The organism is Micromonospora sp. CA-249363 (assembly GCF_050950185.1).
Lineage (GTDB): Bacteria > Actinomycetota > Actinomycetes > Mycobacteriales > Micromonosporaceae > Micromonospora.
In genome coordinates this window covers 6,011,786-6,038,087 of the sequence record NZ_CP192020.1, presented here as the reverse complement: position 1 = coordinate 6,038,087, position 26,302 = coordinate 6,011,786, and the positions used below count along the sequence as shown (strand labels likewise).

The window sequence follows — 26,302 nt, the reverse complement described above, 5'->3', positions numbered from 1 at the left end:
GAGAAACCTCGCGCGAGCCAGAACCTCGCGCGAGCCAGAACCTCGCGCGAGCCAGAACCTCGCGCGGGCCAGAGCCTCGCGTCGATCTTGCACTTTCGGTTGTCGATATGAGCGGTATTGCCCCTCTATGTCGCCGCACAAAGTGCAAGATCGACGAGCGAGGGCGGGGAGGGGCGGGGCGGGGCGGGGCGGGGCGGGCGCGGGGAAGGGACGGGGCGGGGCGGGGGTCAGGTTGGGGCTACTCGGGTCAGGTAGGTGTGGTGGGTCGTGAAGTTGAGCGTTCGGTAGAGGGCGATGGCTGGGGTGTTGCGCTGTTCCACCTGGAGAAACACGTGTGTCGCGCCGGTCGACACGCCCCAGGCGGCCAGCGCGCCGATCACGCGCCGGGCCAGACCCTGACGGCGAGCGTGCGGTACCACCTCGATCAGGCTGAGGCCCAACCATCGGCCCTGGCCGGTCACCGTCGCCCGGCCGATGGCCGCCAGCGCGCCGTCGACGTACCCGTGGGCGAAGCGGACCTGGTCCACGGCGGTGAGCACGTGCCGGGCGGCGTCCGGTAGGCCGCCCTTGCGGCCGGCCGCGATGGTGAGCCAATCCGCGCTCGGCGCGGTCACCACCTCGACGACGGCCGCGCCCGGCTCGCCGAGCCCGACGGCGGCGCCCGGCTCGCCGAGCCCGACGGCCGCGCTCGGCCCGCCGAGCCCGACGGCCGCGCCCGGCTCGCCGAGCCCGACGGCGGCGATCGGTAGGGGCAGGGGTGCGGTCTGGACGAGGGTCGGTGGGCGGGTGGTCCAGCCGCGCTCGTCCAGCTCGGCGCCGACCGGGGCGGCGAGCGGCAGCGGCGTGTTGATGATCGCGGGCTGACCCCGTTCGGCGTACCAGCGCTCGACCGCGTCCACGGCCGCCGGCAACGGTCGGTCGGGATCGCCGATCGGCAGCGCCGAATTGGCCCGGCCGGTCCAGCCCTCGGCCGAGCGCAGCAGCCAGTCGCCGAGTCGGCCGCGGGTCGGTGCCGGCCATGCCTCGTCGGCGGCCCGCTCGAGCGCCACGACCGCCGCAGCCGTCGGTCGACGGGTCGGCGGTACCCGCTTGGCCCGGTGCACCTGCGCCACCGGGACGCGTAGGGGGCCCTGCGCCGTGGCGAGGGTGAGATGAGTCTCGCTCAGCTCGACCAACTCGCCGAGGGCGTCCGAGAACAGCGGTCGGCCTTCGCGAATCCCCACAATCCGGCGGACCACGATCCGATGTCCCACATCCTGCTGTCGGAGCACGATCGACCCCCTCCCCGGCGAGATACTAGGCTCTTACCGTCGCGGGAGATCGCGGCGCGTCTTGCGGAGGAGAAGACCGGTGACCTACATCATCGCCGAGCCGTGCGTGGATGTGCTCGACAAGGCATGCATCGAGGAATGCCCGGTCGACTGCATTTACGAGGGCAACCGGATGCTCTACATCCACCCCGACGAGTGCGTCGACTGTGGTGCCTGTGAGCCCGTCTGCCCGGTGGAGGCGATCTTCTACGAGGACGACGTCCCGGAGCAGTGGAAGGACTACACCGGCGCGAACTACGAGTTCTTCGAGGACCTGGGCTCGCCCGGGGGCGCCTCGAAGATCGGCAAGGTGGAGAAGGACGCGACCTTCGTCGCCGCGCAGCCGCCGCGCGGCGAGGGCCACTGAACCGGCCCGCGCCGGTCTCGGCACGGCTGCCCGAGTTCACCTGGGACACCCTGGACGCCGCGGCCACCCTGGCCGCGGCGCATCCGGAGGGCCTGATCAACCTCTCCATGGGCACGCCGGTCGACCCGGTCCCGGCGGTGATCCGTCAGGCGCTGGCGGACGCGTCCGACGCGCCGGGCTACCCGCTGACCGCCGGCACCCCGGCGCTGCGCGCCGCCATCGCCGCGTGGGTGGCCCGGGCCTGTGGCGCGGGCGTCGACGGTCTCGGCGTGCTGCCGACCATCGGCTCCAAGGAGCTGGTCGCCTGGCTGCCCACCCTGCTCGGCATCGGCCCCGGCGACGTGGTGGTCGTGCCGTCGATCGCCTACCCGACGTACGAGGACGGTGCCCGGCTGGCCGGTGCCACCGTGGTCCGCGCCGACTCGCTCACCTCGGTCGGGCCGACCTCGCGGGTCCGGTTGGTCTGGATCAACTCGCCCGGTAACCCGACCGGTCGGGTGCTGCCCGTGGCGCACCTGCGCAAGGTCGTCGACTGGGCCCGGGAGCGCGGCGCGGTGGTCGCCAGCGACGAGTGTTACCTGCCGCTGGGTTGGTCGGCCGAGCCGGTATCGGTGCTGTCTCCGGAGGTCAGCGGCGGCGACCACACCGGAGTGCTCGCCGTGCACTCGCTCTCCAAGCGGTCCAACCTCGCCGGGTACCGGGCCGGCTTCGTGGCCGGCGATCCGGTCCTCGTCGCCGAGCTGCTGAAGATCCGCAAGCACGCCGGGATGATCGTGCCCGCGCCGGTGCAGGCCGCGATGGTGGCCGCCCTGCAGGACGAGGTGCACGCCGTCGAGCAGCGGGAACGCTACCGCGCCCGGCGCGCGGTGCTGAGCGCCGCGTTCACCGAGGCCGGTTTCACGATCGAGCACTCGGAGGCGGGCCTCTACCTCTGGCTCACCCGGGACGAGGACTGCTGGCAGACCGTCGACTGGCTGGCCCGGCGCGGCATCCTGGTCGCGGCCGGCGTCTTCTACGGCCCCGCCGCCCAGCGGTACGTGCGGGTGGCACTGACCGAGTCCGACGAGCACGTCGCCGCGGTCGCCGGCCGGCTGCGGGCCTGACCGGGGGCGTCCGGCGATGACCGACGGCACGACCGTCCCGACGCCGAACGCCGGGGCCGTCACGCCGGCGGGCAGCCACCGCCGAGGGGTCGGCAACCAACGCCGAGAGACCGGCGACCACCGCCACGGGGCCGCCGGGCCAGTGGCGGAGGTGGACGGCTCGGGCCGGGAGGCCGGCGGGGCGTACGCCCGGGTGCGGGTGGCGGTCGTCGGCACCGGTCTGATCGGCGGGTCGGTGCTGTTGCGGCTGCGCGACGCGGGCCTCGACGTGGCGGGCTGGGATCCCGATCCGGCCACCCGGGAGCACATGCGCTCGCGCGGTGTGTCCGCCCCGGACGCCGTCGAGGAGGCCGTCGCCGGTCGGGATCTGATCTTCCTGTGCGGCCCGCTGCCCACCCTTGCCCGGACGTTGGCGCAGGTGGCCGAGCTGACCGCGCCGGGTTGTGTGCTGACCGACGTGGGCAGCACCAAGGCCGAGGTGGCGGAGGCCGCCGACCGGCTCGGGCTCACCGACCGCTTCGTACCCGGGCATCCGATGGCGGGCGCGGAGTCCGCCGGCCTGGCGGCGGCCTCTCCGACGCTGCTCGCCGGCGCGGCCTGGGTGCTGTGCCCGGCGCCGGGCGCGGCGACGTTCGCCTTCCGCTGGCTCACCGGGCTCCTGGTGGAGCTGTTCGGCGCCCGGGTGGTGCCGATGTCCCCGGCCGCGCACGACTCGGTGGCCGCGCTCGCCTCGCACGTTCCCCACCTGCTGGCCGGCGCGCTGGCCGGTGCGACGCAGCGGTCGCCGCTGCGCGACGCGGTGTTGGCGCTGGCCGCGGGCAGTTTCTCCGACGGCACCCGGGTCGCCGGGACGCCGGCCGAGCGGACGGCAAACATGCTGCTCGGCAACCGCGCGCGGGTGCTGGACGAGTTGGCCGAGGTGCGCGTACTCCTGGATGAGCTGGCGGATGCGCTGCGGTCCGCCGACGCGACGGGGTTGACCGCCCGGTACGCGCAGGCCGGCGCGGCGCGGTCGGCGCTGCGGGATCGGCGGTTCGCCCCGGCGGACCGGGAGTTCCCGGCCGACGGCGACCATGCCGTCGAGGTGGCCTGGCTGCGCGAGCTGGGTGTCGCCGGCGGCCATCTGACGGGCTGCCGGATCGGTCCGGACGTCGTCTCCTACCCGGCGCTGCTGCCACTGCCTGACTAGGGCCGGTTTCGCAGGAGCTGGCCAGCCGCCCTCATGAAACAGGCCCTAGGCTGACAGGCATGGCGACGGACGGCCCGGTGGTGCAGGTGCGCGGCGAGGCGACCCGGGAGGTGCCGCCCGAGCTGGCCCTGTTCACGGTCACGGTGACGGCCCGCGGCCGGGACCGGGAGGCGACGCTCACCCAGTTGGCCGAGAGGGCAGCCGCCGTCCGGGTGCTGCTGGACGGCGCCGAGCCGGCGGTGGCCCGGCGGGAGACCGGCGACCTGTGGGTCCGGCCGCAGACCAAGCGCTCGGGTGAACGCGTGGTGGGCTGGCTCGGCAGCGTCACCACCACGGTGACGGTCACCGACTTCACCGCCCTCGGTGAGCTGATGCTCCGGCTCGCCGACCAGGACCAGGTCGAGGTGAACGGCCCCTGGTGGGAGCTACGACCGGACAGCCCGGCGCACCGCGAGGCGCGGCATGCCGCGATCGACGACGCGCTGCTGCGCGCCCGGGAGTACGCCGAGGCGCTGGGCGCCCGGGTCACCGCGCTCCTCGAGTTGGCTGACGCCGGTCCCGCCGACCGGCCGATGTTCGCTCGCGCGGGGTCCGCCAGGGGCGGCGCCGGCGGTGGAATTCCCGAGCTGGAGTTGGACCCGCAACCGCAGACCGTGCAGGCGGCGGTGCAGGCGCGGTTCACGATCAGCGATACGGTGCTCGGCTGATGCCCCCGGCCCGGGTGCTGGCCCTCGACGAGCTGGTGACGCGGGCGCGGTCACTGGCGCAGGCCGGCCCGCGGCAACTGCTCGGCATCACCGGGGCGCCGGGCGCGGGGAAGTCCACCCTGGCCGAGCGGATCGTCGCCGAGGTCGGGGCGAGCGCGCGACTGGTGCCCATGGACGGCTTCCACCTGGCCCAGGTGCAGCTGGAGCGGTTGGGCCGGGCCGACCGTAAGGGCGCGATCGACACCTTCGACGCCAACGGGTACGTCTCGCTGCTGCGCCGGTTGCGTCGGCTGGAACCGACCTCGGTGTACGCGCCGGAGTTCCGCCGGGAGGTGGAGGAGCCGGTGGCCGGGGCGATCGAGGTGCCACCCTCGGTCCGCCTCGTGGTGACCGAGGGCAACTACCTGCTGGTGCCGGACCCGCCCTGGGAGGAGGTCCGGACGCTGCTGCACGAGGTGTGGTTCCTCGACCTGGACGCCGAGCTGCGCCAGCGTCGGTTGACCGCGCGGCACGAGGCGTACGGGCGCTCGCCGGAGCAGGCCCGGGCCTGGGCGCTGGGCAGCGACGAGGCCAACGCGGCCCGCATCACCCCGACGGCCGAGCACGCCGACCTGGTGGTCCGCCTGCCGGAGGCGCCGGCGGCCTGACGCGGCTCATTCGAGGGCGCGGACCGGTCGGGCCGGGTTGCCGACGGCGACGACGTTGGCGGGCAGGTCCCGGGTGACCACCGCGCCCGCGCCGACCACGGTGTTCGCGCCGACCGTGACCCCGGCCAGGACGATCGCGCCGCCACCGAGCCAGGCGTTGTCGCCGATGGTGATCGGCTTGGCGGCCTCCCACTTGTCGCGCCGCGGACCGGGTTCCACCGGGTGGGTCGGGGTGAGCAGCTGCACGTTCGGTCCGACCTGGACGTCCGCCCCGAGGGTGATCGGGGCGACGTCGAGGAAGACCGCGTGGTAGTTGACGAAGCTGCGTGGCCCGATCCGGATGTTCCAGCCGTAGTCGCAGTAGAACGGCGGACGGATCCAGGTGTCGTCGGCCAGGTCGCCGAGCAGGTCGCGGAGCGCCGCGAGCCGGGCTGCGGGGTCGGCCGCTGAGCTGGTGTTGAAGCGTTCCATCAGGCGGGCGGCCCGGTCCAGGTCGGCGACGAGTTCAGGATCGTCGGCGAGGTAGGGCTCACCCGCCAGCATCCGGTCCTTCATGGAGGTCACCCGGTCGATGATGCCGGCGTGGGCCGGTGTTCCGTGGCGGGTCCGACTTATTTTGGACTTCTTTCTGCATACTCGGTATGTAATTCTGGGTTGTCAATGCGACTCCTATCAATCAGAACGCTGGACCAGGAGGAAACGTTGCACCAGGGAAGAAGAATGGCCGCTCTCGGCCTCGTGTCAGTGCTGGCGCTCTCCGCGCCGGCTCCCGCCTCGGCGGCACCCGCCGTGCCCGCCCCACCCGGCGGCGCCGACCGACAGTCCGCTCCGGCGGGGCCCGCCACCAAGCGCCCGATCACCGTCACGTTGATCACCGGTGACCGGGTAACCGTCACCGCCGCCGGCGCGTCGGCCCAACCCGGCGCCGGCCGTACCGGCGTGCAGTTCCTCGTCCAGCGCGAGGGCGGGCGTCTCTCGGTGCTGCCGACCGACGCGCTGCCGTTGCTGCGCTCGGGCCGGGTGGACCGGCGACTCTTCGACGTCACCGGCCTGATCGAAGCGGGCTACGACGACGCGCGGCGGAACACGCTGCCGCTGCTGCTGTCGTACGGCTCGGCGGGCGGCGCCCGGCGCGCCCCGGTCGCGCTGCCCGGCACCCGGGTGACGCGCGACCTGCCGGCCATTCACGGCGCCGCCCTCACCAGCGACAAGTCGTCTCTCGGCGCGGTCTGGGCGACGGTCACCACCGGCGGCAGTGCGGCCCGGCTCGGCGCGGCGGGGGGCGTCGAGCGGATCTGGTTGGACGGTCGACGACGGGTGACCCTCGACCACAGCGTGCCGCAGATCGGAGCGCCCGCCGCCTGGTCGGCCGGGTTCACCGGCAAGGGCGTGTCCGTGGCCGTGCTGGACACCGGCGTCGACGCCACCCATCCGGACCTGGCCGGCAAGGTGGCCGAGGCGCGCAACTTCACCGAGGTCGCCGACGCCCGGGACACGGTCGGCCACGGCACGCACGTGGCCTCGACCATCGCCGGTTCCGGCGCGGCGTCCGACGGCCGCTACCGGGGCGTGGCACCGGACGCCACGCTGCTGGACGGCAAGGTCTGCGAGGACCAGGGCTGCACCGATTCGGCGATCCTCGCCGGCATGCAGTGGGCCGCGGTGGACAAGAAGGCCGCCGTGGTCAACATGAGCCTCAGCGGCTGGGACACGCCGGAGGTCGACCCGCTGGAGGAGGCGGTGCAGACCTTGACCGCGGAGACCGGCACGCTGTTCGTCCTCGCCGCCGGCAACGACGGCTCGGACGGTTCGGTCGGCTCCCCGGCCAGCGCCGACGCCGGGCTCGCCGTGGGCGCGGTGGATCGCGACGACGAGTTGGCCGACTTCTCCAGCCGGGGTCCCCGGACCGGTGACGACGCGCTGAAGCCGGACATCACCGCGCCCGGCGTCGACATCGTCGCCGCGAAGTCCGCCAACGGTGTCATCGGCGATCCGGTGGGGGACCGTTACGTCACGCTCTCCGGCACCTCGATGGCCACCCCGCACGTCGCCGGATCGGCCGCGTTGCTCGCCCAGCAGCACCCGGGATGGCGGGCCGACCGGCTCAAGGCCACGCTGATGGCCGCCGCCAAGCCGCACCCGGGGCAGACCGCCTACCAGCAGGGCGCCGGGCGTGTCGACGTCGCACACGCCATCACCCAGCAGATCACCACCGACCCGGTCAGCGTCTCGTTCGGCCGTACGCTCTGGCCGCACCACGACGACACCCCGGTCACCCGTACGGTGACCTGGCGTAACGACGGGCCGGCCCCGATCACCGTGGACCTGAGTGTCGAGGGTGCCGGGCCCGGCGGTCGGGCGCTGCCGGCCGGCTTCTTCCAGTTGGGCGTCGACCACCTCACCGTGCCGGCGGGCGGTACGGCCGCCACGACCGTCACCACGGACACCCGGATCGGCGACGTGGACGGCTACTGGACCGGTCGGATCGTGGCCCGGGCGGGGTCGGCGGTCGCCGTCACGCCGCTGGCCGTGAACCGGGAGGTGGAGAGCTACACGTTGACCGTGGAACACCTGAACCGCGCCGGCGCGCGTACCGCCGACCACTGGACCCTCCTGCTCGGGATGGACACCTTCGGCGCCTGGGACCTCGTCAGTTCCGACGGGGTGGCCACCGTGCGGGTGCCCAAGGGGCACTACGGCCTCAGTGGCCTGGTCTTCGAACCCGGACCGGAGGACGAGCAGCGCGGGATGTCGCTGTTGATGCAGCCCGTGGTGACGATCGAGCGGGACACCCGGATCGTCGTGGACGCCCGCCGGGCCAGGACGGTCCGGACGACCATTCCGGACCGCGACGCCACCCCGCAACTGATCGACGTCAGCGGCAACTTCACGGCCGAGGACGGCAGCGGGTACGGCGTCGGGCTCTGGGCGGAGACCTTCACCGGTCTGACCAGCGGTGCGCTCGGCAGGACGGTCTCCGACGACCAGTTCGTCGCCACCGTCAGCAGCCAGTGGACCAGGCCGGGCACGACCGGGAGCCCGTACCTGTACGCGCTGGCCGAGGCGATCCCCGGTCGGATGCCGACGGGATTCGTCCGCGACTACCGCCGCAGCGACCTGGCCACCGTCGTGCACCGGTTCCTCGGGGCCTACGCGGGCATGGAGGCCGAGCGGACCGTTTACCCCGTGTTGGAGTACAACGTCGGGGGCTCCGCCCTGGTCCTGCCCACGAGCGTGCCCGGCCAGCGGGTCGAGTACTACAACACCCGGGGCGTGCAGTGGGAGTCGGAGATCTACTTCGGCACCCGGGGCGAGGACGGCTGGCTGAACCCGCAGGCCGTGCTCCTCTCCGTCCCCACCGCGTACCGGGCCGGGCGGACGGTCCAGGAGATCTGGAACCAGGCGCCGTTGGCACCGTCCTTCCCGGACCCGCGCTGGCCGCACCAGAGCGTCACCCGGGCCGGTGACAGCATCGTGGTCGACCTGCCGATCTTCAGCGACGCGGCCGGGCACCCGGGCGGCTCGCTGAGCGACAGCGAGTACACCAAGCTCTGGCGCAACGGCAAGCTGGTCGGTGAGAGCGGGTACGCCGGCTACGGGGAGTTCGCCGTGCCACCGGCCGCGGCGGACTACCGGCTCGTCGCGTCGTCGAAGCGGAGCTTCACCGACCTGAGCACCGAGGTGGAATCCAGCTGGACCTTCCGGTCCCGGCACGTCGCCGGTGACACGCCGGCCCGCCTGCCGCTGATGGCGGTGCGCTTCGCGCCGCCGCTGCGCGTCGACGGCAGCGCACCGGCCGGGCGGAGCTTCCTCGTACCGGTGCGGGTGCAGCGGCAGCCCGGGGCTCCGGCCGCCGGGGTCCAGGGGCTCACCGTCGACGTGTCGTACGACGGTGGGAAGACCTGGGACAGGGCGAAGCTGATCCGCACCTCGGCCGATGACTGGTCCGCACTGGTGCGGCATCCGGCCGGCCCCGGCCACGTGTCGCTGCGGGCCACCGCCCGCGACACCGCCGGCAACACGGTGACGCAGCGGATCATCCAGGCGTACCGGTTGCGCTGAGGCGTACACCCGTCGGGTCCGCGGCCGAGCGCCGCGGACCCGGCGGGTACGTCAGTCGTTGGCGTGCAGGGCGGCGTTCAGCTCGATGCCGCGACCGGTGCGCGGACGGGCCTCCAGCGCGCCCGTCACCGAGTTACGCCAGAACAGCAGGCCGTCGACGCCGGACAGCTCCCGGCCCTTGACCACGCGACCGTCCGGCAGGGTGATCTTGGAGGCGGCGGTGATGTAGCAGCCGGCCTCGACCACGCAGTCGTCGCCGAGTGAGATGCCCACGCCGGCGTTCGCGCCGATCAGGCTCCGCTCGCCGATGCTCACCTTGTCGGTGCCGCCGCCGGAGAGGGTGCCCATGATCGAGGCGCCGCCGCCGATGTCGGAGCCGTCGCCGACCAGCACCCCCTGCACGATCCGCCCCTCGACCATCGAGGTGCCCACCGTGCCGGCGTTGAAGTTGACGAAGCCCTCGTGCATCACGGTGGTGCCGGCCGCCAGGTGCGCACCGAGGCGGACCCGGTCCGCGTCGGCGATCCGCACACCCGAGGGCACCACGTAGTCGGTCATCCGCGGGAACTTGTCCACGCCGTACACCGACAGGTGCCGACCCGCCGCCCGCTCGATCACCCGCAGCTCGTCGACCCGCTCCGGCGGGCACGGCCCGGCGGACGTCCAGGCCACGTTCGCCAGCTTGCCGAAGATGCCGTCGAGGTTGAGCTGGTTGGGTCGCACCAGGCGGTGGGAGAGCAGGTGCAATCGGAGGTACGCGTCGGAGGCGTCCTTGATCGGGTCGTCCAGCGAGCCGATGACGGTGACCACCTGCACGGTACGCAGACCGGGCAGCGACCGGTCGCCCAGCGCGCCCGGCGGCAGGTCCAGCACGTCCGACTTGTCCTCGCCGGCGACCAGCGGCAGCTCGCCCAGGCCCAGCTTGCCGGTCGGGTACCAGGTGTCGAGCACCTGCCCGTCGGCGGTGACGGTGGCCAGGCCGATGCCCCACGCGGAATCTGCGGACGTCACTGTTAACCCTCTCGGTCGCGGCCACGCCGGCCTCGGCTCGCTCCTCGCGCTGACAGACCTGAAGGTACCGTGCGAACCATGGAGAACCCGCTGACCCCCGAGGTCCTCGCCGATCCGGTGCAGCTGACCCGCGTACTGGTCGACATAGAGTCCGTGTCCCTCAACGAGAAGGCGATCGCCGACTGCGTCGAGGAGGTGCTGCGGGGCGTACCGCACCTGTCCACGCACCGGCACGGCAACACGGTGATGGCGCGTACCGACCTGGGCCGCTCGCAGCGCGTCGTGCTGGCCGGTCACCTCGACACGGTGCCGCTGAACAACAACTTCCCGTCGACCATGCGCGGCGACCTGATGTACGGCTGCGGAACCTCCGACATGAAGTCCGGCGTCGCGTACGCCCTCCACCTGGCCGTGACGCTGCCCGACCCGCGCTACGACATCACGTACTTCTTCTACGAGGCCGAGGAGATCGAGTCCCGGTACAACGGGCTGAACCTGGTCGCCCAGGCGTTCCCCGAGTGGCTGGAGGCGGACTTCGCGGTGCTGCTGGAGCCGACGTACGGCATCGTCGAGGCGGGCTGTCAGGGCACCATGCGCTCGGTGGTCACCACCACCGGCGTACGCGCCCACTCGGCGCGCTCCTGGCACGGGGTCAACGCCATCCACGGCGCCGGAGAGGTGCTGCGCCGCCTCCAGACGTACGAGGCGCGCCGGGTCACCATCGACGGCTGCGACTACCGCGAGGGCATGAACGCGGTACGGATCAACGGTGGGGTCGCCGGCAACGTCATCCCGGACCTGTGCGAGGTCGAGGTCAACTACCGGTTCGCCCCCGACCGGACTCCGGCCGAGGCGGAGGCGCACCTGCGTGAGGTGTTCGCCGGTTTCGAGGTGCGGGTCACCGACTCGATCGCGGGCGCCCCGCCCGGGCTCAGCGCCGCCCCGGCGAAGGAATTCCTGGCGGCGGTCGGCGCCGCCCCGATCGGCAAGCTGGGTTGGACGGACGTGGCCCGGTTCGCGGCGATGGGGATTCCCGCGTTGAACTTCGGCCCGGGCGATCCCAACCTCGCCCACCACCCGGACGAGCACGTCGAGATCAGCAAGATTCGGGACGGCGCGGCGACCCTGCACCGCTGGCTCGCGCCCGCCTGATTCCGGTCACCCCCGTTGCCGGTGACCAAGAGGTTCGCGTCAGCCTGGCCCGTTGTCGGCGGCGCGAACCTCTTGGTCGGCTGCGGATCCCCCGGCGGCGGGCGCGACGGCGGGATCGAGAGCGCGGATGCGGCGGCGCTCGGCCACCACGTCTCGGATCCGTCGCTGCATCTGTCGACGGATCCGGATCATCTCGCTGTTGCTGATCACGCTGTCTCCTCCCCCGAAGGCGCGCGCCCGGGCATACCCGGTATGCGAATAGTAAGACGTACGGGGAAGCCAAATAGTTGCCCTTGATCGCGAACTATTTCGCGGGCTCCCCGCCCCGGACCCCGAGCATGTGCCGCTCCACTACGGTTGCTGCATGAGCCAGAACAACGGGCGGGAGGCCGGCCGCGGTCCCGGGCAGGAGCGGCACCGGGGCGCCGTCACGCTGCGTCGGGGCGCGATCCCGAACAGCACGGCCGACCAGCGGCTGCTGGACTCGCGCGGACGCGGCGACTGGAAGACCCGGGACGCCTGGCGCGCGCTGCGCATCCTCTCCGAGTTCGTCGAGGGCTTCGACACCCTCGCCGACCTGCCGCCGGCCGTCAGCGTGTTCGGCTCGGCGCGCAGCGGTCCGGACACCGTCGAGTGCCGGCTGGCCGAGGAGCTGGGCGGCGCGTTGGCCCGCGCCGGCTACGCGGTGATCACCGGCGGTGGGCCCGGCGTGATGGAGGCCGCCAACCGGGGCGCCACCGAGGCCGGCGGGCTCTCCGTCGGGCTCGGCATCGAGCTCCCGTTCGAGCAGGGCCTCAACGACTGGGTCGACCTGGCCATCGACTTCCGCTACTTCTTCGCCCGCAAGACCATGTTCGTCAAGTACGCGCAGGCGTTCGTGGTGCTGCCCGGTGGGTTCGGCACCATGGACGAGCTGTTCGAGGCGCTCACCCTGGTCCAGACCGGCAAGGTAACCCGGTTCCCGGTCGTGCTCATGGGGGTGGCCTACTGGCAGGGGCTGCTCGACTGGCTGCGCGACACGATGGCCGCCAGCGGCAAGATCGGCCCGGTGGACCTGGACCTGATCTGCCTTACCGACGACGTCAACGCGGCCGTACGCCACATCGTCGAGGCCGAGGCGGCGCTCTCGGCCGAGCAGGAGGCCGTCCGCGACGAGGCCGTGGCGCGTACCGGGGCCGACCAGCAGGCCGCCGCCGAGCAGGCCGCCGACCGACCCCGGGAGAACTGATGGCGGCCGTCTGCGTCTTCTGCGCCTCCTCCCGTACCCTCGACCAACGCTGGCTCGACCTCGCCACCGAGACCGGCGCGGAGCTGGCCCGGCGCGGGCACACGCTGGTCAGCGGTGGTGGCTGCGTCGGCATGATGGGCGCGGTGGTCGACGGCGCCCGGGCGGCCGGTGGGCGCACGGTGGGCGTCATCCCGCAGGCGCTCGTCGATTTGGAGGTCGCCGACCTGGCCTCGGACGAGCTGCTGGTGACCGCCTCGATGGCCGACCGCAAGACGCTGATGATCGATCGGTCGGACGCGTTCCTCGCCCTGCCCGGAGGCCTGGGCACGCTGGACGAGCTGTTCGAGGTCTGGACCACCGCCACGCTCGCCCTGCACGCCAAGCCGATGGTGCTGATCGACGCCGACGGCTTCTACCGGCCCCTGCTGGACTGGCTGCGCACCATCACCGACCAGCACTTCCTCAAACCGGCCGGCCTCGACCTGCTGACCGTGGTCGCCACGGTCCCCGAGGCACTGAAGGCGCTGGAGTCCCACCTACCCTGACTCGGGATGAAGGTGGCGGCAGGGCCGTCGGCGTGTCGTGCCGCCACCTTCATGTCCGACGCCGCGAGGTGAGGTGGGGTTGCTGTCGTAGGGGGGTGATGGGATTTGGTGATGCAGGCGTACCGGTTGGTGCGGCGGCCCGGAGGGCCGGCGCTGGGGGACGGGGACGCGCCGGGCGACGGTGCGGTCCACGCCGCCCCGGCCGACACGACCGGGTCGGTCGGCCCGCGCTGGCACACCGATCCCGTCCAGGCCGAGATCGTCGGGCACACCGACGGGCCGATGCTTGTCGTCGGCGGCCCCGGCACCGGCAAGACCAGCACGCTCGTCGAGGCGGTCGCCGCCCGGGTCGCCGAGGGGGTCGACCCGGAACGGGTCCTCGTGCTGACCTTCGGCCGCCGCAGCGCCACCGCGCTGCGCCAACGCATCGAGGCCCGGGTCGCGCAGGACGGCTACCGGGTGCTGCGCGAGCCGCTGGTGCGTACCTTCCCGGCGTACGCCTTCGGGCTGCTGCGCCGCGCCGCCGCCGACCGCGGCGAGCCGTCACCCCGTCTGCTGACCGGCCCCGAGCAGGATCTGATCATCCGCGAGCTGCTCGACGTGGTGGGCGAGGCACCCGAGGACGACCCGGTCGGCTGGCCCACCGACCTGCGGCCGGCACTGCGCACCCGGGCCTTCGCCGGTCAGTTGCGCGACCTGCTCATGCGCGCCGCCGAACGCGGCGTCGGCCCGGGTGACCTGGCCCGGCTGGGCGAGAGGCTCGGTCGCGCCGACTGGCCGGCCGCCGCGCGCTTCCTGCGGGAGTACGTCGAGGTGCTCGCGCTGCGCGACGTCAGCAACCGGGGTTCGATCGCGTACGACCCGGCCGAGCTGGTCCGGGCCGCCACCGGTCTGCTGCGCGACGACGAGGAGCTGCTGGCCGCCGAGCGCCACCGCCTCGCCCACGTCTACGTCGACGAGCTGGCCGACACCGATCCCGCCCAACTCGAACTGCTCTCGGTCATCGCCGGCGGTGGCAAGCCGCTCGTCGCGTTCGCCGACCCCGACTCCTCCACGTACGCCTTCCGGGGCGCCGACCCGGCCGGGGTGTCCACCTTCCGGCACCGTTTCCGGACGGCCTCCGGAGCGCCGGCCGCGCAGGTGCTGCTGAGCACGTCGTACCGGGCCGGTCCGGTCCTGCTCGACGCGATGGCCCGGCTGGGCCGCCGGCTCCGCGGTCCGACGGCGCACCGCAGGCTGCGCCCGCTGCCGGACGCCCCGGCCGGTGTGGTCGAGGTGCACACCTTCCGATCGGCGACCAGCGAGGCCGCCTGGCTGGCCCACATGCTGCGCTCGGCGCACCTGCTCGACGGAGTGCCGTGGTCGCGGATGGCGGTGCTGGTGCGGTCCACCGCCCTCCAGCTGCCGACCCTGCGACGCGCGCTGCACGCCGCCGGCGTCCCGACCGTGGTGCACGGCGAGGACCTTCCGCTGCACCTGCAACCCGCGGTGGCGCCGCTACTGCTCCTGCTGCGGTGCGCCCTCGAACCGGACCGGCTCGACGAGGAGGCCGCGGTCGCGCTGCTGCACTCGCCGCTGGGCGGCGCGGACCCGCTCGCCGAACGACGGCTGCGGCAGGGGCTGCGCGCCCTGGCGCTGGCCGGGGGCGACCGCCGCCCGTCCGGCGAGCTGATCGTCGAGGCGTTGCGCGACCCCACTGAGCTGGTCACCATCGACCGACGCTGGGCGGAGCCGGCGCAGGCGTTGGCCGGGCTGCTCGCCACTGCCCGGGACGCCGCCGCCCAACCCGGCGCCACCGCCGAGACCGTCCTCTGGGAGGTCTGGGACGCCAGTGGGTTGGCCGAGCGCTGGGCCGGCGCGATCGCCCAGGGGCGGCCGGTGGCCGGCGAGGGCGACCTGGCCCGGCGTCGGCGGGCCGAGGCGGCCGACCGCGACCTGGACGCCGTGCTGGTGCTCTTCGACGCGGCGGCGCGCTTCACCGACCGACTACCCGGCGCGCGCACCGAGGTCTTCCTCGACCACGTGCTCGCCCAGGACCTGCCCGCGGACACCATCGCGCCGACCGCCGACCGGGGCGCGGCGGTACGACTGCTCACCGCGCACGCCGCGAAGGACCTGGAGTGGGACCTGGTGGCGATCGCCGGCGTACAGGAGGGCATCTGGCCCGACCTGCGCCTGCGCGGCAGCCTGCTCGGGTCGGAACGGTTGGTCGACGTCCTCGCCGGCCGGTCCGTCGGTGGCGCCCGGGCCGCCAACGTGGTGGGCCAGACCTCGGCGCTGCTCGACGAGGAGCGTCGGCTGTTCCACGTCGCCATCAGCCGGGCCCGACACCGCCTGCTGGTCAGCGCGGTGGCGTCGGCGGCGGTCGGTGGCGACGACCACGAGGAGCAGCCCAGCCGGTTCCTGCACGAGCTGGGTCCGATCGCCCCGCCGAGCCCGCCCCCGCCGCCGACCGCCCCGCCGGGTCCACCCGGCCCGCGCACCGGCCCGCCCGACACCGCCCCGGCCGCCGACACCGCCCCGGCCGCCGACACCGCCCCGGCCGCCGGCGCGGTCACCGCCGGTGCGGCTGGCAACGGCGCGGCTGGCAGCAGCGGGGCCGGCGACGTCGTGGCCGGTGACGGTGGGGCCGTTCGGGCGACATCGCCGACGGTCGGCGTCGGTGTCTCGGAAGATGACGAGGAGCCGGACCAGCCCGGCGCGCTGCCGGTCACCCGGCCGCCACGGGCGCTCACCCTGCCGGCGCTGGTCGCCGAGCTGCGTACCGCCATCATCGACCCGGCTGCGCCGGCGGCCCGGCGGCGCGCCGCGGCGGCCGAGCTGGCGCGGCTCGCGGCCGCCGGAGTGCCCGGCGCGCACCCCGACGACTGGTGGGGGCTGCGGGCTCTCTCCGACGACCGGCCGTTGGTCGACGACGGGGATCCGGTGCGGGTCACGCCCTCGGCGATGGAGAGCGCGCTGCGGTGCAGCCTGCGCTGGCTGCTGGAACGGCACGGCGGCAGCGGCCCGACCAGCACCGCCCAGGGCGTGGGCAACCTGGTGCACGCCGCCGCGATGCTGGCCGAGGACGCCAGCGCCGACCGGGGCGCTCTGCTCGACTACGTGGCCGCCCGGTTCGACGCGATCGAGCTGGCGGCCCGGTGGATGGCCGGCCCGGAGCGGGAGCGCGCCGAGGCGATGGTCGACAAGCTGCTGCGCTGGCTGGCCACCAACCCGCGTCGGCTGCTCGCCATCGAACACGAGTTCGCGGTCCGGCTGGACGATCCGCAGCGCCCGGTCGAGTTGACCGGGCGGGTCGACCGGCTGGAGGTCGACGAGGCCGGCCGGCTGGTGGTGATCGACCTCAAGACCGGCAAGTCGACCGCGGTCACCGGCAGCGAACTGGCCGAGCACCCGCAGCTCGGCGCGTACCAGGCTGCGGTGGAGGCGGGAGCGTTCGCCGAGTTCGGCGACGAGTCCGGTGGCGCGGCGCTGGTGCAGCTCGGCACCCCCGCCAAGGACGCCCGGGAGCAGAACCAGCCCGCCGTGGGGGAGGGCCCGGCGGCCGGCTGGGCGACCGCGCTGGTCCGGCGGACCGCCGATACGATGGCAGCCGCCACGTTCGCCGCGGTGGCCAACTCGAAGTGCCGGGTCTGCCCGGTACGGACCAGCTGTCCGGTCTCCGGGCAGGGACGCCAGGTGGTCGAGCCGCCGACCGTCCGTCCCTCGGACGATCCGTGAGGGCGAGGAGTGAGCCGGTGTTGACACAGTGAGCCAGCCCACCCTGTTCGGCACGGGTCCCGCGCCGACGCCCCGGCTCGCGGACTCCGGCCCCCGGTACACGCCGGTCGAGCTGGCCAAGTTGCTGCGACTGCCGGCGCCCACCCGGGAACAGGCCGCGATCATCGCCGCCCCGGTGGAGCCGCTCCTGGTGGTCGCGGGTGCCGGGTCCGGCAAGACCGAGACGATGGCCGCGCGCGTGGTCTGGCTGGTGGCCAACTCGTACGTGCGGCCGGAGCAGATCCTGGGGCTGACCTTCACCCGCAAGGCGGCCGGTGAGCTGGCACACCGGGTCCGTACCCGGCTCGACCAGCTGATCCGCCGGGTCGGCCGGCAGGACCGCGACCCGCTCGACGACCCGCTCGCCGGTGAGCCCACCGTCTCCACCTATCACTCGTACGCCGGGCGCATCGTCACCGAACACGGTCTGCGGGCCGGCTACGAGCCGTCCACGCGGCTGCTCACCGAGGCGTCCCGCTGGCAGTTGGTCGACCTGTTGGTGCGCAACTACGACGGCGACATGTCCGAGGTGGACCGGATGCCGAGCACCATCACCGACGCGGTGCTGGCCCTCGCCGGTGAGTTGGACGAGCACCTGGTCGGCCCGGACGAGTTGGCTGCCTGGACCGGTCGGTTCTTCGCCGAGGTGCAGTCGCGTCCCGGCCGGGTCTACGCCGACGTGCGCAAGGCGCTCACCCTGCAACAGACCCGGTTGCGCCTGCTGCCGCTGGTGCGGGCGTACGCCCGGCGCAAGCTGGACTTCGAGGCGATGGACTTCGCCGACCAGCTCGCCCGGGCGGCCCGGGTGGCCCGGGATCACCCGGCGGTCGGCGAGATCGAGCGGGACCGCTTCCGGGTGGTGCTGCTCGACGAGTACCAGGACACCAGCCACGCCCAGGTGGTGCTGCTCAACGCGCTGTTCGGCGGCGGGCACCCGGTGACCGCCGTGGGTGATCCGTGCCAGTCCATCTACGGCTGGCGCGGAGCCAGCGCCGGCACCCTCGACCGGTTCCCCACCGAGTTCGCGCGGTCCGACGGCGAGCCGGCGCGGGCGTTGGGGCTGACGACCAGTTGGCGCAACCGCCCGGAGATCCTGCGGGTGGCGAACGCGCTGTCCACGCCGCTGCGCGCGGCCGGAGCGCGGGTTCCGGAGCTGCGGTCCGCGCTGACCGTCCGAGAGCCGATTCCGCACCGCAGCCCCGGTGGGGCGGCCGGGGGCACGGTGCACTGCGCGCTGCTGCACACGTACGCCGACGAGGCCGCGTGGATCGCCGACAGCGTGCTCGCCGCCTGGCGGGGCGCGGCCCGGATGCCGGGCGCGGCGCCCGAGCACATCCCGGTGGCGCAGCGTCCGACGACGGCCGTGCTGGTGCGCGTCCGCAGCCAGATTCCGGCGATCGAGTCGGCATTGCGCGAACGGGGCCTTCCGGTGGAGGTGGTCGGGCTGGGTGGCCTGCTCGACACCCCCGAGGTCCGGGACGTGGTGTGCACGCTGCGGGTGCTGGCCGACCCGACCGACGGGGCCGCGCTGCTGCGGTTGCTCACCGGCGCCCGGTGGCGGATCGGGCCGCGGGACCTGGTGGCGCTGCACCGACGGGCGCGGGGCATCGCCAAGGCCCGCCGGCAGGTGGCCGCCGACGAGGACTCGGACATCAGCCCCGACCTGCTGGACGAGGCGACTCTGGTGGAGGCGTTGGCCGATCTCGGGCCGGCGCAGGCGTACTCGGCGGAGGGGTTCGCGCGGCTGCGGGCGTACGGCACCGAGCTGGCGCTGCTGCGCTACCGGTTGGACCAGGCGCTGCCGGATCTGATCGCGGACATCGAGCGGACCATCGGCCTGGACGTGGAGGTCGCGGTCCGCGCCGGCCGTGACGGCGCGGGCGACGCCGGCCTGGCGCGGGGTCACCTGGACGCCCTGGCCGACGTGGCGGCCCGCTTCAGCGGGGAGACGCCCGGCGCGACGCTCTCCGGCTTCCTGTCCTACCTGGCCGCCGCCGAGGACGAGGAGCGCGGCCTCGCCCCGGGCGAGGTCGAGGTCGTGGAGGGCGCGGTGCAGGTGGTCACCGCACACGCCGCCAAGGGCCTGGAGTGGGACGTGGTGGCGGTGGCCGGTCTGTGCCGTGGCTCGTGGCCCGGTCCGGTCCGCAACTCCGACCACTGGCTGGGTGGTCTGGGCGTGCTGCCGTTCCCGTTGCGGGGGGACGCCGACGGGCTGCCCGAGCTGGCGCTCGACGAGGCTGCCGATCAGCGCGCCGTGGCCCGGGCGGTGGCCGACTTCACCGATGCCTGGCGGGCGCACGACGAGCGCGAAGAGCGTCGGCTCACGTACGTCGCGGTCACCCGGCCGCGCCGGCTGCTGCTGTGCTCCGGGTACTGGTGGGGGGAGGGGACGAAGCGGCCGCGGGGTCCGTCGGTCTTCCTGCGCGAGGTGTACGACGCCTGCCTGGACGGCGGCCCCGGGCACCTGGTCGACGCGTGGGCGCCGGAGCCCACCCCGGACGCCACGAACCCGACGGCCGAGGTGGTGCTGCGCGCGGAGTGGCCGGCCGACCCGCTGGGTGGCCGCCGTCCGGCGTTGGCCGAGGCGGCCGGACTGGTCCGCCGGCTGATGACCGACGGTCCGGCCTCGGCGCTACCCGGTCCGGTCGGGCCGACGCTGTCCATCGGGTCGGACGCCGAGCCGGTGGAACTGGTCGAGCCCGAGGCCGATCCGGAGGTGACGCGCTGGCGGCGCGAGGCGGACCTGCTGCTGGCCGAGCGGGCCGAGCTGACCCGACTTTCCGGCGCGGTCGAGGTGGCCCTGCCGGGGCAGCTCAGCGTCACCCAGTTGGTGGCGTTGCGGCGGGACCCGGCGGCGCTGGCCCGTACGCTGCGCCGTCCGGTGCCCACCGAGCCGAATCCGTACGCCCGTCGGGGCACCGCCTTCCACGCGTGGCTGGAGCAGCGTTTCGGCGCCGACCGGTTGCTCGACGTGGACGAGCTGCCCGGTGCGGCGGATGCGGACGCCGCGCCGGACGAGGCCCTGGTCGAGCTCCAGGAGCGCTTCCTGGCCAGCGAGTGGGCCAACCGGGTTCCGGTCGAGGTGGAGGTGCCGTTCGCCACGGTGATCGCGGGTGTGGTGGTCCGGGGGCGGATGGATGCGGTCTTCGCCCGACCGGGCGACCGGTTCGACGTGGTCGACTGGAAGACCGGAGCGCGTCCCACCGGTGCGGCGGCTCAGGTGGCGGCGGTCCAGTTGGCCGTGTACCGGCTGGCCTGGGCCGAGCTGGCCGGTGTCGACGTCGAGCGGGTGGGCGCGGCGTTCCACTATGTGCGGGACGGGGTGACCGTCCGTCCGGCCGACCTGCTGGACGTGACCGGGCTCACTGCCATGATCGCTCACCTGCCGATGGATTCCACCCAGGTTTGACCACCGCAGGGAAATCCGTGGTACGTTGACCGGGTTGCAGTTTTGGTTACCAGAGACTCTGTGTGCGCCTGGCGGGATTGTGGCCCCAGGCGCTCTTTGTTGTGTCCGGAGTTCTCCGGGCGGGGCGACCAGAAGCGACAGGCGATTCGCGCATCCCCGCGCGGAGCGCTCCTCTTCGGGCCCGCAACACGTGTGGGTCCGACGTTCCGTCAAGGAGACGAAACACATGGCTATTGGCACCGTGAAGTGGTTCAACGCTGACAAGGGCTTCGGCTTCATCACCCCGGACGGCGGCGGCGCTGACGTCTTCGCCCACTTCTCGGCGATCCAGACCTCCGGCTACCGGAGCCTGGACGAGAACCAGCGGGTCGAGTTCGAGGTGACCCAGGGCCAGAAGGGCCCGCAGGCGGAGAACATCCGCCCGCTCTGATCTTCGGATCTGTCGGTAGTACCCGTCGCACCCTCCCGGTGTGACGGTGGCGGGACCGGCCCGCCCCGCCGTCGACCTGCCTACGCGGCGGCGGCTCGGCGGCGGGCCGGCCCGTACCCAATCGGTTCGTGCTTGTGAGTCCTGGCGGCCTTTTCCGCCGGTGACAGCGCCGTCCTCGGCGCCCTCCCTCGACACGTGCCGCGTCGAGGAAGGCTTCCGCATGACCACAGTTGTGCCCTCTTTCGCCCAGACCGCTCTGGCGCCGGCGCTGCTCAGCGCCCTGACCGCGCAGGGCATCACCGAGCCGTTCCCGATCCAGTCGGCCACGCTGCCCGACTCGCTCGCCGGTCGGGACGTGCTCGGTCGGGGCCGTACCGGCTCCGGAAAGACGCTCGCCTTCGGGCTTCCCGTGCTTTCGCGTACCGCCGGCCGTAAGGCCCGGCCGGGCCGCCCGCTGGCTCTGGTCCTCGTGCCGACCCGTGAGCTGGCCCAACAGGTGACCGTCGCGCTGGCCCCGTACGCTCGCGCCGTCGGGCTGCGGTGCGCCACCGTCGTCGGCGGACTGTCGTTGCAGCGCCAGGCGGACACGCTGCGCGCCGGCGCCGAGGTGGTCGTGGCGACCCCCGGCCGTCTGCATGACCTGATCAACCGCGGTGACGTCCGGCTCGACCAGGTGGAGATCACCGTCCTGGACGAGGCCGACCAGATGGCCGACATGGGCTTCCTGCCGCAGGTGACCAAGCTGCTGGAGCAGGTCGCACCGCGCGGGCAGCGGATGCTTTTCTCGGCCACCCTGGACGGTGGAGTCGACCGGCTCGTCCGCCGGTTCCTCAGCAACCCGGTGACCCACTCGGTCGACCCGGGCACCGCCACGGTCACCGCGATGACCCACCACGTGCTGCACGTCGATGCGCTGGACAAGCCCGACGCGCTGGCCCGGATCGCGGCCCGGGAGGGTCGCACCATCCTGTTCATGGGCACCAAGCACCGCGCCGACCGGCTCGCCCGCCAGTTGCTCTCCAAGGGTGTACGCGCCGCCGCGCTGCACGGCGGCAAGTCCCAGCCGCAGCGCACCCGCATCCTGGAGCAGTTCCGCAACGGCCAGGTGACCGCCCTGGTCGCCACGGACGTGGCGGCGCGGGGCATCCACGTGGACGGCCTCGACATGGTCGTCAACGTGGACCCGCCGACCGAGGCGAAGGACTACCTGCACCGGGGCGGCCGGACGGCCCGCGCCGGCGAGTCCGGCTCGGTGGTGACGCTGGTCCTGCCCGAGCAGCGCCGCGACGTGTCCCGGCTGATGGCCACCGCCGGCATCCGGCCGCAGTCGGTCCAGGTGCGTCCGGGTGACGAGGCGTTGGCCCGGGTCACCGGTGCCCGTGAGCCCTCCGGTGTGCCGGTCACCATCGCCGCCCCGCAGGCGGCGGCCACCCGGAGTCGGGCCGCAGGTGGCTCGGCCACCGATGGCACGCCCCGCTCCGCGCACCGCGCGTCGGGCCGGTCCCGTCGTCCGCGCCGCCCGCGTACGGTCTGATCCTTTCCGCACGGCACCGACCCGTCCCGCTCCGGCGGGGCGGGTCGGTTCGTTTCCGCCGTGCTGTCTGCCGCCGGGTGACCGTTCGGCTGAATCGGTAATCAGCCTCGGTTGGGTCGGCTGGCCGACTGTGCCCTGCCCCGCGGTGGTCGAAGCTGACCAGCGGGGGAGCCGGGCGGGGGGCCCGGTACGGGGAGGAGCGGCCATGGTGGGCGAAGCCGGCTCGGGGGCGCTGCGCGAACTGATCCTGGTGGTCGCGGTCGGGCTCGCCGGGTTGCTCCTCGCCATGGTCGCGGCCTTCGGCCCCTGGCATGCCACCACGGCGGGCAACGCTCCCGCCGGTCTGGTGGAGCTGCGCAGTCCCGGCGACCCGGGCTCCGGCCCGACGGTCGAGCAGCGGGGCTGAGCAGCGACCGGCCGACCGGCGCCGGCGGAGGGGCAGGCCCGGTTGGGTTCGGTACGAGGTGTGGTCGGGCCGGCGGGGCACCGGCCCGACCACACCGCCTTCCTGTGCGCGCACCGGTCGCGCGGCACGCCACCCGCGTCGATCTTGCAGTTTCGGTGGTCGATTTGCAGTGATAAACCCCTTTTGTCGCCACAGAAAGTGCAAGATCGCGGGAGTGAGGGGCCTGGGCTCAGGGGGGGGCGGGGCTCAGGGGGCGGTTCGGGTTTGGTTACTGGCTAGCAGGTCCGACAGGGTGGTGCTGTCGACGACGGTGGCGATCGCCCCGTGCACCGCCAGCCAGACGTCGGTGAGTCCGGCGGCCACCCCGTGGTAGCCGGCCCGCTCGGCCGGCAGGCCGCGCACGGTGGTCAGCGACCCGCCGACCGCGCGCAGCACGTCCCCGACCGTGATCTCGGTGGCCGGCCTGGTCAGCGCGTACCCACCGTCGGCGCCGCGATGGCTGTGCAGCAGGCCGGCGCGACGCAGGTCGAGCAGGATGCCCTGAAGGAAACTGAGTGGGATCTCCTGCACCTCGGCCAGGCTGCCCGCCTTGACCAGCTCGCCGACACCGTCGCCGCCCGGTACGGCGGCGGCGACGGCGAGCATCGCCCGGAGCGCGTAGTCGCTGCGCGCGGAGACGTACACGTCACTGACCAGCCTGGTCCAGTACGCCCCAACGGCGGCGGATCGCCTTGTCGGCCGCGCCGAACGCCGCGTCCACGACCAGACCGAGCACCAGGATGACGATCATCGTGGAGAGCAGCCACGGCGCGTCGGACAGTTCCCGGGAGTAGGTGAGCTGCGCGCCGAGCGAGGTCTGCGAGATGCCGACCACGATCAGTTCGCCGGCCATCAAACTCCGCCAGGAGAACGCCCAGCCCTGCTTGAGGCCCGCGACGATCGCCGGCAGCGCGGCCGGCGCGATCACGTACCGGTAGAGGTTGAGCCCACGGGCGCCCAGGTTGCGGCCGGCGCGCAGGAGCAGCGGTGGCACGTAGTCCACTCCGGAGATCACGCCGTTGGCGATGGACGGCGCGGCGCCGAGCACCACCACGAAGAAGATCGCCTTCTCGCTCAGCTCGAACAGCAGGATGGCCAGGGGGAACCAGGCGATCGACGGCATGGTCTGCAACGCGGTGATCATCGAGCCGATGGCGGCGCGCAGCACCGTGGAGCGGGCCACCGCGAGACCCAGCAGCAGGCCGACCGCGACCGAGAAGACGTACCCGACGGCCGCTCGGCGCAGCGTCGTGACCAGGCCCTCCCAGAGCTGCGGGCCCTGGGCCTGGGTGAGCAGCTCGCGGCCCACGACCAGCGGGCCCGGCAGGGAGTACGGCGGCTTCCAGCCGGACCAGACCACCAGCTGCCAGGCGAGGATGGCGATGGCCAGCGCGGCGAGCTTGGGCCAGGTGGCCGCCCAGAGCCGGGTGCCGCGGGAGACCTCCTTCTCCCGGCCGGCGATCTCCAGCGCGTCCAGTCCGGTGATCTCCGCATCGCTGCGCGCCGAGCTGGTGAGGGTGTCACTGGCCATGGCGGCCCACCTCCGTACGGAGTCGTTCGGTGACCTCGGCGGCGATCGCGGCGACCTCGGGGGAGTCGATCCGGCGTGGCCTTGGGATGTCCACCTCGGCGGAGTAGATGATCCGGCCGGGGCGGCTGGAGAGCAGGATGATGCGGTCGGCCAGCCGGGCGGCCTCGCGGACGTTGTGCGTGACGAACAGGACCGAGAGCCGGCGCTCGGACCAGATGCGTTCCAGCTCGTCGTGCAGGATGTCGCGGGTCATGGCGTCCAGCGCACCGAACGGCTCGTCCATCAGCAGCACCGGAGTGTCCAGGGCCAGGGTGCGAGCCAGCGCGACCCGCTGGCGCATCCCGCCGGACAGTTCGTGCGGGCGCTTGCGGCCGAACTCGGACAGGTGCACCGTGCGCAGCAGTTCGGCCACCCGGTCGCGGCGCTCGGCCCGGGGGAGGCCGCGCAGCTTGAGCGGCACCTCAACGTTGGCCTCGACGGTCAGCCAGGGGAACAGCGCCGGCTCCTGGAACATCAGGCCCGGGTTGGCGCCTCCGGCGATGCCGATCTCGCCGCCGCTGGGCCGGTCCAGACCGGCGACCAGGTTGAGCAGCGTGCTCTTGCCGCAGCCGGACGCGCCGACGAGACAGACGAACTCGCCCGGCGCGACGTCGAGGGAGACCCCGTCCAGGGCCAGGACGGCGTTCGCCCCGCGCCCGTACACCTTGGTCACGCCGGAGAGCGCGACCGCGGTGGTCGCGCTCTGCGGCGTCGTCGTGGTCGACGTCATGGCTGGGTGACCTCGGGCTTGCCGGCCGCCTTGAGCGACTTGTTGAGGTACGTCAGGTCGTACAGGCCCTTGAGGTCGACGGGCTCGGTGAGCTTGACGTCGACGGCGTGGTCGAGTCCGGCCTTGAGCGAGGTGGCGATCGGGTCGTTGGTGAACTCCAACGTCGGCCACGCCTGCTTGATCAGCTTGAGGTCCAGCGGCTTGCCGGTGATCTTGCCGATCGCGTCGGAGATGGCCTGCTGGGCCTCGTCCGGCTTGCTGTTGACGAACTCGTTCGCGGCGACCTGGCCGTCGACCAGCTTCTGTACGACGTCCGGGTGCGCCTTGAGGAACTTGGTGCTGACCAGCAGGTTGGTGATCACGAACTTCTTGTCCGGCCACAGGTCCCGCTCGTCGACGAGCACCTTGCCGCCGGCGTTGACCAGCCGGGACACGAACGGCTCGGGTACCCAGGCGGCGTCGATCGCGCCGCTGTTGAAGGTCTCCACCGTCTGGGCGTTCTCCTGCGGCACGATCTTCACGTCGCCGCCACCCTCCTTGGTGGTGGTCAGCCCCTGCTGCTTGAGCCAGTAGCGGACGGCCACGTCCTGGGTGTTACCGAGCTGCGGGGTGGCGACCTTCTTGCCCTTGAGGTCCTGCGGGCCGTTGATGCCGGGCTTGACGACCAGGGCCACGCCTCCGGAGGCCGCGCCCGAGACGACCCGGACCGCCTCGCCCTTGGACTTGGAGAACGCGTTGACGGTGGGGTTCGGGCCGATGTAGGTCGCGTCCAGCGCGCCGGAGAAGACGGCCTCGATGGCGGCCGGGCCGGCGTTGAAGGTCTTCGGCTCCAGCTTGACGTCGGCGCCGAGCTTCTCGGCGAAGATGCCCTTCTCGACGCCGACGACTGCCGGCGCGTGGGTGATGTTGGGGAAGTAGCCGAGCCGCAGGGTCACCGGGCCGGAGCTGCCCCCCGCGCCCTCGCTGTCGTCGCCGCACGCGGCGGTGCTGCCCAGGGTCGCCGCGCCGAGGGCGGTGAGGGTGGCCAGGGTGACCAGCCGGCGCATGGGGAGGCGTCTCATCGTCCATCCAATCCGCAGTATTCCTACTTAGTTGGTAGGAAGA

Annotated in this window: 22 protein-coding genes; 14 read left to right on the top strand and 8 right to left on the bottom strand. The window is 73.4% G+C overall.

The window, feature by feature from the left end:
- Window positions 1-227: 227 nt before the first annotated feature.
- Entirely contained in the window at window positions 228-1,271 is a 1,044-nt protein-coding gene (locus ACQPZK_RS26915) for a GNAT family N-acetyltransferase (protein WP_433535607.1), read from the bottom strand.
- A gap of 79 nt (window positions 1,272-1,350) precedes the next feature.
- On the opposite strand from ACQPZK_RS26915, the gene fdxA reads away from it, so the two are divergent.
- Genes fdxA through ACQPZK_RS26890 form a run of 5 tightly spaced genes read left to right on the top strand, consistent with a single transcriptional unit; the run spans window position 1,351 to window position 5,323 of the window.
- Window positions 1,351-1,677 (top strand): ferredoxin, encoded by a 327-nt coding sequence (gene fdxA / locus ACQPZK_RS26910; protein WP_007464872.1) that lies wholly within the window; start codon window positions 1,351-1,353, stop codon window positions 1,675-1,677.
- Window positions 1,674-2,780: a succinyldiaminopimelate transaminase gene (dapC, locus tag ACQPZK_RS26905; protein WP_433539330.1), complete on the top strand. Its 1,107-nt coding sequence runs from the start codon at window positions 1,674-1,676 to the stop codon at window positions 2,778-2,780. The genes fdxA and dapC overlap by 4 nt, the downstream gene beginning before the upstream one ends.
- 16 nt (window positions 2,781-2,796) lie before the next feature.
- The gene (locus ACQPZK_RS26900) at window positions 2,797-3,969 is read left to right on the top strand and encodes a prephenate dehydrogenase (protein WP_433535606.1); all 1,173 of its coding nucleotides are present in this window, start codon (window positions 2,797-2,799) and stop codon (window positions 3,967-3,969) included.
- A gap of 59 nt (window positions 3,970-4,028) precedes the next feature.
- Window positions 4,029-4,676 (top strand): SIMPL domain-containing protein, encoded by a 648-nt coding sequence (locus ACQPZK_RS26895; protein ID WP_433535605.1) that lies wholly within the window; start codon window positions 4,029-4,031, stop codon window positions 4,674-4,676.
- On the top strand, window positions 4,676-5,323 hold the full coding sequence (locus ACQPZK_RS26890) for a nucleoside/nucleotide kinase family protein (protein WP_433535604.1): 648 nt from the start codon (window positions 4,676-4,678) through the stop codon (window positions 5,321-5,323). The genes ACQPZK_RS26895 and ACQPZK_RS26890 overlap by 1 nt, the downstream gene beginning before the upstream one ends.
- Window positions 5,324-5,329: 6 nt before the next feature.
- Here the strand turns inward: ACQPZK_RS26890 and ACQPZK_RS26885 are convergent, their stop codons facing one another.
- The gene (locus ACQPZK_RS26885; RefSeq protein ID WP_433535603.1) at window positions 5,330-5,887 is read right to left on the bottom strand and encodes a sugar O-acetyltransferase; all 558 of its coding nucleotides are present in this window, start codon (window positions 5,885-5,887) and stop codon (window positions 5,330-5,332) included.
- A gap of 156 nt (window positions 5,888-6,043) precedes the next feature.
- Here ACQPZK_RS26885 and ACQPZK_RS26880 point away from each other — a divergent pair, with 156 nt between their 5' ends.
- On the top strand, window positions 6,044-9,385 hold the full coding sequence (locus ACQPZK_RS26880) for a S8 family serine peptidase (RefSeq protein ID WP_433535602.1): 3,342 nt from the start codon (window positions 6,044-6,046) through the stop codon (window positions 9,383-9,385).
- Between the two features lie 51 nt (window positions 9,386-9,436).
- Here the strand turns inward: ACQPZK_RS26880 and dapD are convergent, their stop codons facing one another.
- Window positions 9,437-10,396: a 2,3,4,5-tetrahydropyridine-2,6-dicarboxylate N-succinyltransferase gene (dapD, locus tag ACQPZK_RS26875; RefSeq protein ID WP_433535601.1), complete on the bottom strand. Its 960-nt coding sequence runs from the start codon at window positions 10,394-10,396 to the stop codon at window positions 9,437-9,439.
- Window positions 10,397-10,474: 78 nt separating this feature from the next.
- Here dapD and dapE point away from each other — a divergent pair, with 78 nt between their 5' ends.
- Entirely contained in the window at window positions 10,475-11,548 is a 1,074-nt protein-coding gene (gene dapE, locus ACQPZK_RS26870; protein ID WP_433535600.1) for a succinyl-diaminopimelate desuccinylase, read from the top strand.
- A 39-nt stretch (window positions 11,549-11,587) separates the two neighbouring features.
- Here dapE and ACQPZK_RS26865 read toward each other — a convergent pair whose 3' ends face one another.
- Window positions 11,588-11,758 carry a hypothetical protein gene (locus ACQPZK_RS26865; RefSeq protein ID WP_433535599.1) on the bottom strand — a complete coding sequence of 57 codons (171 nt, stop codon included), beginning with the start codon at window positions 11,756-11,758 and terminating at the stop codon, window positions 11,588-11,590.
- A 154-nt stretch (window positions 11,759-11,912) separates the two neighbouring features.
- On the opposite strand from ACQPZK_RS26865, the gene ACQPZK_RS26860 reads away from it, so the two are divergent.
- From ACQPZK_RS26860 to ACQPZK_RS26830, 7 genes are all read left to right on the top strand, one after another.
- On the top strand, window positions 11,913-12,776 hold the full coding sequence (locus tag ACQPZK_RS26860) for a TIGR00730 family Rossman fold protein (RefSeq protein ID WP_433535598.1): 864 nt from the start codon (window positions 11,913-11,915) through the stop codon (window positions 12,774-12,776).
- The gene (locus ACQPZK_RS26855) at window positions 12,776-13,321 is read left to right on the top strand and encodes a TIGR00730 family Rossman fold protein (RefSeq protein WP_433535597.1); all 546 of its coding nucleotides are present in this window, start codon (window positions 12,776-12,778) and stop codon (window positions 13,319-13,321) included. The genes ACQPZK_RS26860 and ACQPZK_RS26855 overlap by 1 nt, the downstream gene beginning before the upstream one ends.
- 111 nt (window positions 13,322-13,432) lie before the next feature.
- Window positions 13,433-17,041 carry an ATP-dependent helicase gene (locus ACQPZK_RS26850; RefSeq protein ID WP_433535596.1) on the top strand — a complete coding sequence of 1,203 codons (3,609 nt, stop codon included), beginning with the start codon at window positions 13,433-13,435 and terminating at the stop codon, window positions 17,039-17,041.
- Between the two features lie 28 nt (window positions 17,042-17,069).
- A complete protein-coding gene (locus tag ACQPZK_RS26845) occupies window positions 17,070-20,489 on the top strand; it encodes a UvrD-helicase domain-containing protein (protein ID WP_433535595.1) in 3,420 nt (1,139 codons plus the stop codon).
- Between the two features lie 226 nt (window positions 20,490-20,715).
- Window positions 20,716-20,919 carry a cold-shock protein gene (locus ACQPZK_RS26840; RefSeq protein ID WP_067374184.1) on the top strand — a complete coding sequence of 68 codons (204 nt, stop codon included), beginning with the start codon at window positions 20,716-20,718 and terminating at the stop codon, window positions 20,917-20,919.
- Window positions 20,920-21,139: 220 nt separating this feature from the next.
- Window positions 21,140-22,453, top strand: a complete 1,314-nt coding sequence (locus ACQPZK_RS26835) for a DEAD/DEAH box helicase (protein WP_433535594.1) — start codon at window positions 21,140-21,142, stop codon at window positions 22,451-22,453.
- A 205-nt stretch (window positions 22,454-22,658) separates the two neighbouring features.
- A complete protein-coding gene (locus ACQPZK_RS26830; protein ID WP_433535593.1) occupies window positions 22,659-22,859 on the top strand; it encodes a hypothetical protein in 201 nt (66 codons plus the stop codon).
- A gap of 246 nt (window positions 22,860-23,105) precedes the next feature.
- Here ACQPZK_RS26830 and ACQPZK_RS26825 read toward each other — a convergent pair whose 3' ends face one another.
- From ACQPZK_RS26825 to ACQPZK_RS26810, 4 genes are read right to left on the bottom strand one after another with little or no spacing between them, the layout of a single operon-like run.
- A complete protein-coding gene (locus ACQPZK_RS26825) occupies window positions 23,106-23,543 on the bottom strand; it encodes an RrF2 family transcriptional regulator (RefSeq protein WP_433535592.1) in 438 nt (145 codons plus the stop codon).
- A gap of 1 nt (window position 23,544) precedes the next feature.
- The gene (locus ACQPZK_RS26820) at window positions 23,545-24,429 is read right to left on the bottom strand and encodes an ABC transporter permease (protein ID WP_433535591.1); all 885 of its coding nucleotides are present in this window, start codon (window positions 24,427-24,429) and stop codon (window positions 23,545-23,547) included.
- Entirely contained in the window at window positions 24,419-25,198 is a 780-nt protein-coding gene (locus ACQPZK_RS26815; RefSeq protein WP_433535590.1) for an ABC transporter ATP-binding protein, read from the bottom strand. Before ACQPZK_RS26815 ends, ACQPZK_RS26820 begins: the two co-directional genes overlap by 11 nt.
- Entirely contained in the window at window positions 25,195-26,259 is a 1,065-nt protein-coding gene (locus ACQPZK_RS26810; RefSeq protein ID WP_433535589.1) for an ABC transporter substrate-binding protein, read from the bottom strand. The genes ACQPZK_RS26815 and ACQPZK_RS26810 overlap by 4 nt, the downstream gene beginning before the upstream one ends.
- Between the last annotated feature and the right edge of the window lie 43 nt (window positions 26,260-26,302).